Raw genomic sequence first — 13,463 nt, forward strand, 5'->3', positions numbered from 1 at the left:
CTCAAGACCGCGGACAGATCACGTAAAAGACAATCCTTGAAGGACGTCAGTCAGGGTTAGAGTCACGCAGCCTCAAGACTCTTCTCATCATTACCGTCAGGGTGAGTTGTAGCCAAGAACTCAGAACAAGTCGCCGCGGCGGTCCCATTGCCGCCCAGAAGCCTGACCATTTCGTCGCGTATGGGGACTCGATCTCCCAGAATGGGGGCCATGCATATTTGCGGTCGTGAGGCATCTATTCCTCGCAGATCACCGTGGGGCGAAATCTCTGTAATGCGGGCGAGCTTCAAGACAAGAAACCTGGAAAGAAGATCGGCCGGCTCACGCCTGCACACGCCGAGATCGGCGCAGCATCGACTCCGTCGAATCACGAAGATGTTCGGGTGCAGCCTTTGAACGCTGCGCGTTGAACAGTGCTACAACCAACGCCCAACCCAGCCACAGGAGCGGTCGGAGAAGGCTGCCCTCGTAACTCGACTCCACCCAAAAGGACATGAGCTGGGCAGTGAACCCGACGCCGATAGCATGGGCTAACCAGAGGTGTTCCGCATGTGCACGGGCGAACCACCACGCTCCAACTCGAATCAACAGGATGCCGATGACCACGCCGCAGACCAAGCCGAAGTAGGTTACTTGCTGCATGAAGGTGTTGTGCACGTCCGCCCCGACACCCGCCCCAGCCCCAGCGATCCAGTTGGCACTAAAAGCTCGCTGGGCAGCCGCGTATAAGTCCAAGCGTGCGTCCGCCCCGTCTGAATTGAATCGGTCGGAGAAGAACCTGCCCATCTCGGGGTTCGCAGAGATAGCGACAAGGCCGACGACGGAAATGGGCACAAGCCACGCAGCGGCCTTCTTGGAGAAGTTCCACCCAGCCTTTCCTTCGACAAGGACGTAGATGACAATGCTCGCGGCGAACGCGATTAGCGTCCCGCGGCTTAAAGTCAAAATCACGGCCGCCAAGGCGAGGAAAGCCACAAACCCGGAGAAACGATGACCGGTCCGGCGAGCCCACACAGTAAGTGGGACGATGAAGATCACGAGCAGCGCGGCAAGGTTGTTCGACCGCCCAATGAATGGGTGACTCAACCGCGCGAAGTAAGAGAGGTAGTCGCCCTGAAGCGGGTCGAGCTCGGCCGGTGGCATAAAGGCAGGAACACGCAACCATAGGAGCACCGAGCCGGTGAGCAACAGCAAAACTAAGACACTGATTAGTCTGACGATCTGCGTCGGAGGCGCATCGGTAAGAAGCGTGACGACAACGATGAAGACCACAAATGCCTCTATCGAGGAGACCACATAGAGCGCACTCGTCGTGGTGTCCTGACTCCAAAATAGGGAAACTAGGGCGACCAGTATCGATACGACAGCCAACCAGAGAAATGGTCGCGGGATTGTCGGCATTTTCATCAGAGGAATCAGGAATATAAACAGAATTGCGGTCACGAGCGCCGTGGCATCAAAGAGGGACGCTGTTAGCCCACCACCGATCGGGAACCGGATAGGGAATGCCGCCGCGATAAGAATCAAACTGACAAGAATTTGAGGCCGAGAACGAACACGCAAGCGATGCGTCGCTCGGTGTGTCTCCTCGCGCCATGGTGTATCTGTCATACCTTGTATCTTGCCGCACTGACGCCGTGACCCGCGATTCGCGTAACTTTTCGCCCGTCGCGTTAGGTGGGGATAGAGGCGTCATTTTCGGTGGCGATGCTTAGCCGTAAACGAGCCCTGTCTGTCGATTCCGGGGGACGTTCATCGTGCTAATGACGTGGTGGTGTCAGTGGTGATGCGGTTTCCGTCGGCGTTTTCGGCGATCGTGGATTGCGCTGCGGCTAGGTTGGACCATTGCTATGTCGGCGGCATAGGTCGCGATCAGTGCCGCGACCACGAGGTTGTTTACCGCGCGTTAATGTCCCCGCGAGGCGCGATGAATGGCGTGAATCGCGTCGTCGGAAAAGAGCGGGTAGGTCCGGCCGGCGAAATTGAGGTGTGCGCACCTGAGTCAACGTGCACGCGGGGCGGTCTCGTCTCGGCGTCGCTGCCAACGACAAGATCTACGTCGGCGTAACGGCGCCTTGGGGGTGGCCGCCGGGTTTCAACGCGTTGCAACCGCAGCGCAGTGCCGCCAGCCCCAGCACCACCGGTCGAGGGTGTCTTTAGAGACCGTCCTCCGGCTCCGGGCGCACCAGCCCGGCCAAAGCGCGAACCATCGGGCAGCGCTGCCGCGTCGTCACCCCCCCATCGGCGGCCTCGCGGATGAGTTGATGCTGAAAGAGAAGGATCTTTTTCGTCTGGTCTCGATACATTGCCGGATCCGACGGCGACCCCAACGGCGGTTGGGCGAGCAACGACTAGCCGGTCGGCGGCGGTGATGCCCGCGGCGATGACGTTGGGGGTGCCGATGGGGTTGCGTGATGGGGAGTCCTCTCAAACAGTGAATTCGCTGATCACAAAGTGAGGAAGGCTTCCCTGCCACACCTTCCGCCGCACACAGGCGGCACAGGCGGGCACAGGGGACAGTTGGTGGGGGCGCCACCGCTCACCAGATCGAGCTGCAGGGTCGGCGGCAAACTCCGTGGACACAAGATTGGTAACCTTGTGATCGACGTTGTCGCAGAATACTGCAGAAATGAGTCAATTAGTGCGCAGTGATTCTCGAGCTGAAAACGAAAGTGTGGTAAGCGTTTCGCGGTACGGGGCATCCGGAGCCAGCACCCGCGTTCGAATGTACGACTGGTTCGACCACTTCGATCTCGCTGTGGATCGTCATGAATATGCGGGAACATCCAATGCCGGCTTTTCGACACTTCTGCGCGTGGGGGGCGCGCGGGTGGCGATGGCCGAACTTGATCTTTGCAAACTTGTCGGCAGGGTAGGCGACAAGACGTTGATACTGGGCCGGTCAGCATCTCCCTTTAGTTCAGGCGCGCTTGAGGGTGCGCTTCTGAAGGCTGCGCTTCATTCTGTATACGACTTCGATGACGCTATTTACCTTGCTGCCGGACCGTTTCAGCGTTTCTGGTCTTCGAAGAGGGCCTGGCTTGCATCTGTGCAGGCAGCGGATGTTGTCATAGCTGGGAATGAGAATCTTGCAGAGGAAGCATCGAAACACCGCAGCGAGGTCGTACTGATCCCGAGCTGTGTCGAACCGTCCAACTACACGCAAAAAGCCTCCTACGAGCTTGCTGAGTACCCTCGGGCCGTCTGGATTGGTTCCCCCTCAACCGAAAGCTACTTGACCGAGCTGTCCGCCGTCTTGATGGAACTTAACGCTAAGCACGGCCTTCGAGTGACTGTTATCAGCGCTGGTAATGCGAGTCTCGGCCCACTCGACTCCATCATCGATCGCCAAGACTGGGACCCAGGAACGTTCGCGAGCCAAATCGCATCGGCGGACGTGGGGCTGATGCCGTTGCCAGATACCCCATTTACCCGCGGAAAGTGCTCCTACAAACTCCTGCAATATGCTGCCGCGGGACTCCCCGTAGTTGGCACCGGGATTGGAGCCAATAGCTCTGTTATTCCTCGACTTGGGGGATTTGTCGCAAATAACTCGGTGGAATGGACTGATGCGATTGACGGCGTCATCGAGATGAGCGCTCGAGAGAGATTGAGCATGGGAGGGAGGGCCCGCGCCGGAGTGCAGAAGCACTACAGTTTTGATGCCTGGAGTACCCAGTGGATGGGGGCTGTAGGCATATCGCCAAAGACACCGGGGCCCTGAACCAGGTCTGGGTGGGCCAGATCGCCAACCTGCGCGGTGAGCGGCCCGAGCAGGCGATCATCCAATCTGATCGCGACACCCAAAGCGTCAGAGCAGAATGCCGCGATCACAAACAGCGCCGCATCATCCGGTCGATGGGCTAGCTGTTGTTCCCACACAGGTTGTGAGCGTGGCGTGAGCTAAAAAGGTGAGGACCTCCGGTATCGATTGGGTTACCACACTCAACACGATGCAACGGAGGCCCTCATCTCTTACGTTACTCATGCCAACGCCCCGCTGACCCCGGGAGGCCGGCTGAAGCTGGTTCAGCTCGTCGTGAACGACGGCTGGGCTCAAGCCCGGGTCGCCGAACGGCTCCAGGTCTCTCGCGCGACCGTGGCCAAATGGGTTNTCACTTCTCCCCGAACCAATGTGCTCGGCGCACCGAATGGCGAATCATCGCGCTGCGCTTCACGAGGCGGTGGGGGCCGCACCGCATCGGCTACCACCTGAGGCTGCCGCAATCGACGGTCTCGAAGGTCCTCAACCGGTACCGGATGCCGTTGCTGGGCCATCTAGACCAGAACACGGGCCTGCCGGTGCGCAAACCCAAACCGATTCGGTACGAGTGTTAACGCCGACTGAAAACAGGGCCACTTCTGCCAACTGAAAACAGGGCCACTCTCGTGTGGTTCTAGTGTGCCGTAGTCACGGCGGGTTGGTGTTGCTTGAGCCGGTAGCTGTTGCCTTTGAGGCTGATTACGTCGGCGTGGTGAACGATGCGGTCGATCATCGCGGAGGCGATGGTGAGGTCGCCGAACACGTCGCCCCAGCGGGCGAAGGGCAGGTTGCTCGTCATGATCAGCGAGGCGTGTTCGTAGCGGGATGACACGAGCTGGAAGAACAGGTTCGCGGCGTCCTGGTCGAATGGGATGTAGCCGACCTCATCGACGATCAGCAGGCTGTAGCGGCGCAGCCTGATGAGTTCGGCGGCGAGTTTGCCCCGCGAGTGGGCCTCTTGGAGTCGAGTCACCCAGCCCGTCGCGGTGTCGAAGAGGACCCGGTGGCCGGCCTTGGCGGCCTTGATCCCGATGCCGACGGCGAGGTGTGTTTTCCCGGTTCCGGGTGGCCCGAGGAGGACGACGTTCTTCGCTTCGGTGAGGAACACGCTCGTGCCGAGGTGCGCGATCAGGTTTCGGTTGGCGGAGGGTTGGTGGTCGAAGTTGAAGTCCTCAAGGGTCTTGTGACCGGGAAACCGGGCGGCCTTGATCCGCAGCGCGGCCCCGGAGGCTTCGCGTTCGGAGACCTCTTTGGAGAGCACTGCGGAGAGGTATTCCTCGTGGGACCAGCCCGCGTCGCGGGCCTGATCGCCCAGGCGCCGGAACGCTTCACTGATCCGTGGTGCCCGCAGCGCGCGGGCGTAGTACTCGATCTGCGAGGCCGCTTCTGAGCCGGTCATGACGCGACCGCCAACACGGTCGGTGCGGCGTCGATGTCAACGCTGAAGAGCTCGTCGTAGCGGTCCAGTGAGGCCATTTCGACGACGGCCGTGACCGTGGGCCGGCGGGCGCGTTGGGCTTGGAACTGGGCGCGCAGCTCGGCCGCGCGGAGGACATGTGCCGGGTCGGTGACGGTCAGTTGCCGAGCCCATTTCCGGCGATGCTCGGCGATGAGGACCCCGTCGTGGTGGACGGTCACGCGCTCCAGGCTCGCTGCCACGTCAACGACCCGGCCGATCATGGCTGGGTCGACGGAGTAGTCGTTGCTGAACGCGCGAACGTAGTAATCCCTTGGGAGCCGGACGCTGTTGCGGAACATCACCTCCGGCGCCATCGGCGGCAGGCCGCGCATCGCCGCCCGGTCGAGGCGGACCAGGTCACCGGGTCGCCCTCGTCGCGACCTCGAGAGACGGTTGTTCGCGATGGGCAGGCAGCCAGCCAACTGCTGGTTGAAGTCGTCGGGAGAGATGAAGGCGCGACCCGACATGAATCGGCTGCGGAAGAAGCGATTCATCCGCTCCACCATGCCCTTGGACTCAGGATCGCGGGCCTTGAGCAGCTTGATTTGCGTGCCGAGGGTGCCGGCGAACGCGGCGGCCGGCTCGGTGAGTTTCCCGCGCCCGATGCCGGTCTCGTTGTCCCAGGTCAAACGGGCGGGAACGGCCTCGGCCTCCTGCAGCAACGACCACATCCCACCGAGCAAATCCGGCGTCGTCCTCGAGGGCAACATGCGGGCCTGGATGAATCCGGAGAACGTTGACGTCATCACCAAAACCGGCGGCGCAGCAGCCTGGTCATGGCCCAGCGGCAGGTCTTCGTGCGGGAACCAGAGATCACATTGGACCTGGAACCCGGGCGGGTGCACCAGCCGATCCGCGGGATCCGGCACCGCATACTCCGGCCGCAGCTCGGCGATCTTGGCCCGGAACAGCGACGGAGACCCCGACCAGCCCACCCGCTCAGCAGCGGTCGCGGACGGCATCGTTGGCGTCGCTGCGAGCAACACCCGCACCTGGCCGGCGAACGCGTCGAAACTCGACCCAGTCGGCTCCCGCTGATACGTCGGCGACCGATCCACGGCCAACGCGCGGTCCACCGTTCCTCGGGACACTCCAACCAGCCGAGCTATCTCCCGCTTCGAATGCTTCCCCGTCGAATGCAGGTGGCGAATCTCTGCCCAATCATCCAATTTGATCACCTTCCATGATGGTTGGTGGCCCTATTTTCAGTTGGCGTTTCTGGCCCTGTTTTCAGTTGGCGTTAACAACGAGAAGAAAACACCCGGTGAGCTGGTGCACGTTGACGTGAAGAAACTTGGTCGCATCCCCGACGGCGGCGGCCACCGCACTCTCGGCCGCCAAGCCGCCAAGCCGGCAAACGCAACCGTCAGGCAGGCGTAGGCCACTCATTTCTGCACTCCGCGATCGACGATTATTCCCGGCTGGTCTATTCAGAGATCTTGACCGATGAGAAGAAGGAAACCGCGGCCGGCTTCTGGGGCCGCGCGAACGTGTTCTACGCGACCCACGACATCACTGTGCTGCGCGTCATGACCGACAACGGCCCCTGCTACCGGTCGAAGTTCTTCAACGACGCTGGGCAACATTACGCACAAGTTCACCCGGCCCTACCGACCCCAAACCAACGGAAAGATCGAACGATTCCACCGCACCCTCGCCGCGGAATGGGCTTACGCCCACCACTACAACTCAGACGCCGCCCGAGCAGCCACCTACCAAGACTGGATCCATAGCTACAATCACCACAGACCCCATACCGGCATCGGCGGCAAATCACCCATCAACCGTGCTCACAACGTCAGTGGGAACAACAGCTAGGCCGGGGCTGCGGGGGCGAGGAGATAGGAGAAGGTTTCTTCGCCACGCTGAAGACCGAGTCTCATCACCGCCCCGTCTGGCTTAGCAGCAACAGGGCATCCCGAGAGTTCGGCGCGTGGTTCGTGGACCGCCATGATCGGCGCCGCCGACACTCATCCCTCGGCCGAGGTCAGCCCGGTCGACTTCTAGCTGCAATACTCAGACCAGTCCACGGTTTTCGCTAAGGCCGAATAGGTCTGAGTCCACTAACCCGAGGCAGGGCTAATCAATCACAACCGAGGGGAACACTGAGCGTGTGCGGACTAGCAGGTTGCGTGCAAGCCACTGGGGATGCGACAGCACTCGCAGATGCGATGAGCCGCATGGTGGAAGCAATTCGTCATCGAGGTCCGGACCAAGATGGCCGGTGGATTGACGAGGGTGTTGGTGTAGCTCTTGGGCACAGCCGCCTGTCGATCCTCGATGTGTCGAGCGCTGGAGCTCAGCCCATGACCTCGGCGGATGGCAGGTACGTTCTTTCATTTAACGGCGAGATCTACAACCATCTAGTTTTGCGTCAGACGCTTGAAGATAATCAAGAGGCGCCTTCCTGGCGCAGCCACAGCGACACTGAAACGCTTCTTGAGTGCTTCAGTGCGTGGGGCATCGAAAGAACTCTGAAAGCAACAGTCGGCATGTTTGCGATCGCCCTCTGGGATCGAACCGGCCACGTCTTGACTCTTGCACGGGACCGAATGGGGGAGAAGCCTCTTTACTATGGTTGGCTCAACAGCGCCTTAATGTTCGGCTCGGAGCTGAAAGCATTGAAGGCCCACCCGCGATTTGCGGCAGAGGTCGACAGGGGTGCTTTAGCGCTCCTTCTTCGTCACAACTGCATTCCCGCACCGCATAGTATCTACCAAGGAATACGGAAGCTTATGCCGGGGACTTACCTGAGCATCCCCGTGGCCGATGGCTCAGCGGCTCAAGGATCCGTACCTCGCGCGTATTGGAGCCTGAACGACGTGATTGCTTCGGGTTCAAAGAATCGGTATGCCGGAACCGAAACGCAGGCGGTCGACGCAGTTGAACTGGCGCTCTCGGACAGTGTCCGAGGGCAGATGCTCGCTGATGTTCCAGTCGGAGCGTTTCTCAGCGGCGGGATTGACAGCAGTACTGTCGTCGCGGTTATGCAGGCCCAGAGTCGGCACCCGGTGCGGACATTCTCAATTGGGTCTGCGAACACCGGTTACGATGAAGCGCCGCATGCTAAGGCCATTGCAGAGTGCCTCGGCACGGAGCACACGGAATTGTATGTTCAGCCGGGCGATGCGCTCGACGTCATCCCGAAGCTGGCCGCAATGTATTGCGAGCCGTTTGGTGACAGCTCGCAAATCCCCACCTTCTTGGTCAGCCAGCTTGCCCATCAGGATGTGACCGTCGCCTTGACTGGTGACGGCGGTGACGAATTGTTTGGTGGATACAATCGCTATCTCACGGCTCACAGTGTGTGGGCTCGAATGGCTCGACTTCCAGTCCCGGTCAGGCGGGCGGCGAAGCGCGCGCTGGAGAGCGTTTCGCCCGGCACTTTGGATCGCATGTTCGAGTTTGCCAAGCCCCTCCTGCCAAATCGGTTTGACGTAGCCTATCCGGGAGACAAAGCTCACAAGTTGGCGACAGTCTTGGGTGCTGCGGATGAGGCGTCGTTCTATCGTCGACTAACCAGCAATTGGGACGATCCGACCAGCGCAGTCTTAGAATCGCGCGAGCCGATGACTGCGTTTACTGATCCGGACTCTTGGCCACCGACGGAGTCTTTTGAGGAGTGGATGATGGCCATGGACACTAAGACTTACATGGCCGACGACATCCTGGTGAAGGTCGATCGAGCCGCGATGGCAACCAGTTTGGAAACGAGGGTCCCCCTACTCGATCACCGCCTTTTGGAACTGGCATGGACGATGCCGGTGAGTTTGAAGATTCGAAATGGCGAAGGAAAGTGGCTTCTGCGCCGAGTGCTGGACCGCCACGTGCCTAAAGAGCTGACAGAACGTCCGAAAATGGGATTTGGCATTCCTCTAGGACAGTGGCTGAGGGACCCCCTTCGGGATTGGGCTGAAGCGCTCATTGACGAGTCTCGACTGAAGCGAGAGGGGTATTTTCGGCACGAAGTCGTCCGTGGCATGTGGGCAGAGCACCTCAGCGGGAGGAGAAACCGGGAGCACCAATTGTGGCCCGTTCTCATGTTCCAGGCGTGGCTGAGCGAGCAGGGCTAGTGCGGGATCGTGCTTGCGTGTGCGTCGGAGAGCCGGCTGTCGAGATGCGGCGCTGTGCTGCCTCGGGTGTCGAGGAAATAGGCGTTCACGGAGAGCAATCCAGGACCCGTCGAGCAATGAATGGTCATAAGACACGGGCCAAGCCAATGTCTAGGAGATGTTCTTGGGAGGCGCCGCTCGGCGTTCTGCAGCCGTTCCATTCCAACGAAGAGTCCAAGAGGGAAACAGATGGCACGCGTATCTAATCCGAAGCGGCGAAAGCTCGCTGATCTACTCTTGGCACAGATTTTTCCATTAGTCGCTTCGATGATCATGACGTTTGCGACCGCCGCAATTTTGGGAACGAGCGGGCGAGGCGTGCTGGCCCTTGTGATTTCCAGTGCCGGACTCGTTGGCGCGCTTGGATACTTGAGTCTTCAGGTCGGCATCGTGCGGGCGTTTCGTCTGGGAGACGTCTCTGCTCCCAAACGTGGCTTCAAGATTGCATTCCTAATCGCAATCCTTGTGCTAGTGCTCGGGATCGTGCCTGTGATGCTGAACCCAGGCGTGCGCATCGGTCTGTTCGACGGGGCAATGATCGTAATGGTCGCATGCGGTGGCGCACTGGTCATCGTGAACCTCGTCGTGCTGCGTACTTATCAAGGGTTGGGGTACTCGAGAGTGTTTCGGGACGCCTGGCTGATTCAGTCGGTCGTCTTCCCGATGCTTGGTGTACCTGTCGCGCTCGCTTTTCACTCTCCATTTCCCGTTGTGGCGTGTTGGTATGTGGCTCTCGCTCTGTCGACAGCGTTCGCGCTATCGAGGCGAAATGAGCGGCGCGAGGAGAGGCCGGGCGGAAGTCACGTTCCGCGTATTGATATTCTGAAGACTTCGATCGCTGCACACGTCGGCGTGGCGGGACAGCAGCTACTTCACAGCGCCGATGTGGTTGTTCTTGGCTTGATGGTGAGTGCATCGGCCGTAGGGGTCTACTCGATTGCTGTTCCGATAGCAGGAATGATCTGGGTGTTTTCGGAGGCGCTTAGCCTCATCGCTTTCGACTCAGGGTCCAGGCGCGCGACTGCGGCTGACCAACGAGCTCAGCGTTCCAAACTCACCCGTCTGAATTTCATTGTCGGCGTTTTGGCTTGTGTCGCGATTGGGCTTGGGAGCACGATTCTGATACCGCTTCTACTACCCAAGTACGTTGCTGCAGTTCCGCTTATTCTGATTTTGCTGCCAGGCGTTCTGATTCAGGGCTACGCGCGAATCGGGTTGTCGAGCATACTCACTTCTGGTTCCAAGCGGTCCCTCGTGCTCATAGGTTTAACCTCAGCCGCGCTATGTGTTCTTTACCTTCCCTTTGTTGGTGCGTTAGGTGCTACGGGTGCGGCGATCGCGTCCAGTGTCATCTACTCCGTACAGACTTTTGTTGTGCTTGTTGTGATCAGGAAAAGAATGAAGAATCTGGAGCTGGAAGAAGCGAATGTCGCCGAGTGATGAGCCGTCCCGTGTTGAAAATACCCGTCATATTCAAATCGGCGTTGTAATCGTCGCTTTTTCCTCCAGCCAGATGCTGCTCGATTGCGTGTCTGGCGTGCTGTTAGACCCGACGGTGGAGTCGGTCGTGGTAGTGGATAACTCCTCGGATGCTGAGTCAAAAGTGCTCGTACAGAGGATGACCGAACAGGACTCTCGCCTCCTATACGTCGACCCTGGCGCCAACCTCGGCTTCGCCAGAGCATGCAACGAAGGCGTCACTTTGTTGAAGCCCTCAACCCATGTCTTTTTCGTGAATCCGGATGTGGCCCTTTCTAGGCCTCTATCGTCTCTGGTCGAGCACCTCGAGGCGAGCAACCAAGCGATTGTTGCAGGCCGGCTGATCTCCCCGGGACACCTTGCCAGTGTGAACGCTCGACCCATCGTCTCAATGTGGCTGGAGGCCAAAAAAGCGTTCATCGGTACCCGTGCATACAGGCAAGCATTGCCCGGCGGCGCAGGGACTGACGCTGATCATCCGCTCCTCGTGGGCCAGGTGGATGGTGCGCTTCTCGGAATGAGCGTTGAGACCTACACTCTCCTCGATGGGTTTGATCCGCAGTTCGAGTTGTATTTCGAGGACGTTGACATTTGCGCGCGAGCCGCGGCACTTGGTGGCTGTCTATTTGTGCCGATGCAATGGGGTGTTCACGTCGGAGGAGCGAGCTCGTCAACGGTGTCGGAGATGGCTTACTGTGTAGGCGCAATCAGCCGGGTCAGATACATCCGAAAGCGATTTGGACGATCTGTGGTTACTTCAACGTTTGTTCTCTTTGTCGCTTTGGTGGAGTTCGTTACTCGGACCGTGACAAGGCAGGCCGAGGGCACATCAGCTCGAGCGAAATCGGTTCGACTGCAGACAATGGAAATATTGAGACCGGGGACCGTCGTGCTTCTCAAATAGCCAATCCTGACAAGGACGGACAAGCTAATACGTGAGTGCATGCACTTTCTTCTTCCACGGCGCGCATGCCGACACTGATGACCGCGCTCACTGAGTCGCTTATCGGAGCACTGGCACTGGCACAGACGCAGAACGTTAATTGCCCATGTCAACGCCGACCCAAAACAGGGCCATTAGTGCCGGGCGAGTTCTAGGGCGTGTCTCCCAAAGTTCGGTGAGGGTTTGGTCACGTCCCGCTGAGTGGTGGAATCTCTCAACACCATGCAGGTCAATGGTTCTAGTTTAGGCGGCGGCGAGTTCGGGGAGGATCACCGCCTCGTCGAGGACCTCGATGGGGTTGTTCATGGTGGCCAGCTCGAGCATCGAGGCCTCGGAGAAGTAACGGCGTTCGCCGGCTTCCCACTCGTCGTGCTGCTCGATCAACACCGATCCGGCCAGGCGCAGCAGGGCCGCGGTGTTGGGGAAAACGCCGACGACGTCGGTGCGGCGTTTGATCTCCTTGTTCACCCGTTCGAGCGGGTTCGTGGACCAGATCTGGCGCCAGTGCCGCCTCGGGAAGCCGGCGAAGGCGAGGAGGTCGGGTTGCGCGTCGACGAGCATCGCCGCGACCTTCGGGTGCGAGCGGGAGAGCATCGTGGTCACCTCGCGGAACTGTTTCTCGATGTGCTCGCGGTCGGGTTGGGCGAAGATGGTGCGGATGATCGAGGCGACCATGTCCTGCGATCCCTTCGGCACCACGGCGAGGACGTTGCGCATGAAGTGCACCCGGCAGCGCTGCCAGCCGGCGCCCTGGAACACGGTCCCGATGGCTTTCTTCAGGCCGGTGTGAGCGTCAGACATGACCAGCTTGACCCCGTCGAGGCCGCGAGTCTTCAACGACCGCAGGAAGCTGGTCCAGAAGCCCTCGTTCTCGCTGTCACCAACGTCGAAACCTAGTACTTCACGGCGTCCGTCGGCCGCGACGCCGACCGCGACGACGATGGCTTGGGACACGATCCGGTGCCTGCGCTTTTGGTCAGGGGACACGCATGCCGACGCCGTCGCCGACAATGCAGCGCAGGATGCCGTTTATGCGGAGATCGTCGAGAAAACCTTCGATCCGAAACTGCTGCTGTCGGCCCTGACCCAGGCCGTCAGCGAACGTCGGGTTACGATGTGGAGTCCCGTCGACAAAGAGCAGGACCTCATTGAGTCATTCAATGCAGATGGAGCCCTCCCCGCGAGCGACAAAAAGACCGATCGAGTTGGGGTCTACTTCCAAGAAAACGTCGGCTCGAAGATGAACTATTACCTGAATCAGGCGGTCAGCCCGGGGCAGGCAGCGTGCCGGGCCGATGGAAAGGCGTCCTACCGAATTGGCGTCGACCTCACCAACGGCATTCCGCTTGATGCGGCGAAGTCAGTCAGCCCATCGATTCTGGGAACATTCGACCGGGAGAAGCTCAAACCCGGAGTTCAGCGCTTGATCGTCATGGTCTACGCGCCTTCAGGGTCGCAGATCGTGGGAGCCACCGTTAACGGTGCCGCGGTTCAGCTGGTGCTGTTCCACGACACGGACTACCCCGTGGCCAAGCTCGTTCTCACGATGAACTCGGGCGCCACGTCAAAGCTCAGCGTGGACGCGGTTGCGGCTGGCACGGCAAAGAAAATGCTCGCGGCGCAAGTAACCCCGATGGTGAACCCCACGGCCATCACAAACGTGCCGCTCGACTGTGCGAGCGTGGCTACGCAGTAGGGGCGCCGGTA

General features: G+C 59.9%; 9 protein-coding genes and 3 pseudogenes. 8 read left to right on the forward strand and 4 right to left on the reverse strand.

Annotated features, from left to right (window positions below; genetic code table 11):
- Window positions 1–321 precede the first annotated feature (321 nt).
- Window positions 322–1,611, reverse strand: coding sequence for an O-antigen ligase (locus tag E3N86_RS09165; protein ID WP_134511806.1), 1,290 nt, complete (start codon window positions 1,609–1,611; stop codon window positions 322–324).
- Window positions 1,612–2,725: 1,114 nt separating this feature from the next.
- Here E3N86_RS09165 and E3N86_RS09170 point away from each other — a divergent pair.
- The 3 genes and pseudogenes from E3N86_RS09170 to E3N86_RS09175 all read left to right on the forward strand — a co-directional run.
- On the forward strand, window positions 2,726–3,724 hold the full coding sequence (locus E3N86_RS09170; protein WP_166785065.1) for a glycosyltransferase: 999 nt from the start codon (window positions 2,726–2,728) through the stop codon (window positions 3,722–3,724).
- A gap of 11 nt (window positions 3,725–3,735) precedes the next feature.
- Window positions 3,736–3,867, forward strand: a complete 132-nt coding sequence (locus tag E3N86_RS17645) for a hypothetical protein (RefSeq protein WP_255453061.1) — start codon at window positions 3,736–3,738, stop codon at window positions 3,865–3,867.
- Between the two features lie 103 nt (window positions 3,868–3,970).
- Window positions 3,971–4,332: pseudogene (locus E3N86_RS09175) on the forward strand (helix-turn-helix domain-containing protein); the annotation flags it as partial.
- Window positions 4,333–4,397: 65 nt separating this feature from the next.
- On the opposite strand, the gene istB reads toward E3N86_RS09175, so the two are convergent.
- Entirely contained in the window at window positions 4,398–5,162 is a 765-nt protein-coding gene (gene istB, locus E3N86_RS09180) for an IS21-like element helper ATPase IstB (RefSeq protein ID WP_134511809.1), read from the reverse strand.
- Window positions 5,159–6,400: a helix-turn-helix domain-containing protein gene (locus E3N86_RS09185; protein WP_134511810.1), complete on the reverse strand. Its 1,242-nt coding sequence runs from the start codon at window positions 6,398–6,400 to the stop codon at window positions 5,159–5,161. The genes istB and E3N86_RS09185 overlap by 4 nt, the downstream gene beginning before the upstream one ends.
- A gap of 70 nt (window positions 6,401–6,470) precedes the next feature.
- Here E3N86_RS09185 and E3N86_RS09190 point away from each other — a divergent pair.
- From E3N86_RS09190 to E3N86_RS09205, 4 genes and pseudogenes are all read left to right on the forward strand, one after another.
- Window positions 6,471–7,040: pseudogene (locus tag E3N86_RS09190) on the forward strand (integrase core domain-containing protein); the annotation flags it as partial.
- A 293-nt stretch (window positions 7,041–7,333) separates the two neighbouring features.
- On the forward strand, window positions 7,334–9,295 hold the full coding sequence (gene asnB, locus E3N86_RS09195; RefSeq protein ID WP_134511811.1) for an asparagine synthase (glutamine-hydrolyzing): 1,962 nt from the start codon (window positions 7,334–7,336) through the stop codon (window positions 9,293–9,295).
- 228 nt (window positions 9,296–9,523) lie between these two features.
- On the forward strand, window positions 9,524–10,774 hold the full coding sequence (locus tag E3N86_RS09200) for a hypothetical protein (RefSeq protein WP_134511812.1): 1,251 nt from the start codon (window positions 9,524–9,526) through the stop codon (window positions 10,772–10,774).
- On the forward strand, window positions 10,761–11,717 hold the full coding sequence (locus tag E3N86_RS09205; RefSeq protein ID WP_134511813.1) for a glycosyltransferase family 2 protein: 957 nt from the start codon (window positions 10,761–10,763) through the stop codon (window positions 11,715–11,717). The genes E3N86_RS09200 and E3N86_RS09205 overlap by 14 nt, the downstream gene beginning before the upstream one ends.
- Window positions 11,718–11,999: 282 nt before the next feature.
- On the opposite strand, the pseudogene E3N86_RS09210 reads toward E3N86_RS09205, so the two are convergent.
- A pseudogene (locus E3N86_RS09210) lies at window positions 12,000–12,719 on the reverse strand (IS256 family transposase); the annotation flags it as partial.
- Here E3N86_RS09210 and E3N86_RS09215 point away from each other — a divergent pair.
- Window positions 12,697–13,452 carry a hypothetical protein gene (locus tag E3N86_RS09215; RefSeq protein WP_134511814.1) on the forward strand — a complete coding sequence of 252 codons (756 nt, stop codon included), beginning with the start codon at window positions 12,697–12,699 and terminating at the stop codon, window positions 13,450–13,452. The pseudogene E3N86_RS09210 and the gene E3N86_RS09215 overlap by 23 nt on opposite strands.
- The last annotated feature ends 11 nt before the right edge of the window (window positions 13,453–13,463 follow it).

Origin of the sequence: Cryobacterium sp. Hz7, from assembly GCF_004402815.1 — a bacterium.
Lineage (GTDB): Bacteria > Actinomycetota > Actinomycetes > Actinomycetales > Microbacteriaceae > Cryobacterium > Cryobacterium sandaracinum.

Coding starts and splice junctions, on each gene's coding strand:
- E3N86_RS09165 (WP_134511806.1), bottom strand. CDS start 1,611: ATGACAGATACACCATGGCGCGAGGAGACACACCGAGCGACGCATCGC.
- E3N86_RS09170 (WP_166785065.1), top strand. CDS start 2,726: ATGTACGACTGGTTCGACCACTTCGATCTCGCTGTGGATCGTCATGAA.
- istB (WP_134511809.1), bottom strand. CDS start 5,162: ATGACCGGCTCAGAAGCGGCCTCGCAGATCGAGTACTACGCCCGCGCG.
- E3N86_RS09200 (WP_134511812.1), top strand. CDS start 9,524: ATGGCACGCGTATCTAATCCGAAGCGGCGAAAGCTCGCTGATCTACTC.
- E3N86_RS09205 (WP_134511813.1), top strand. CDS start 10,761: ATGTCGCCGAGTGATGAGCCGTCCCGTGTTGAAAATACCCGTCATATT.
- E3N86_RS09215 (WP_134511814.1), top strand. CDS start 12,697: ATGGCTTGGGACACGATCCGGTGCCTGCGCTTTTGGTCAGGGGACACG.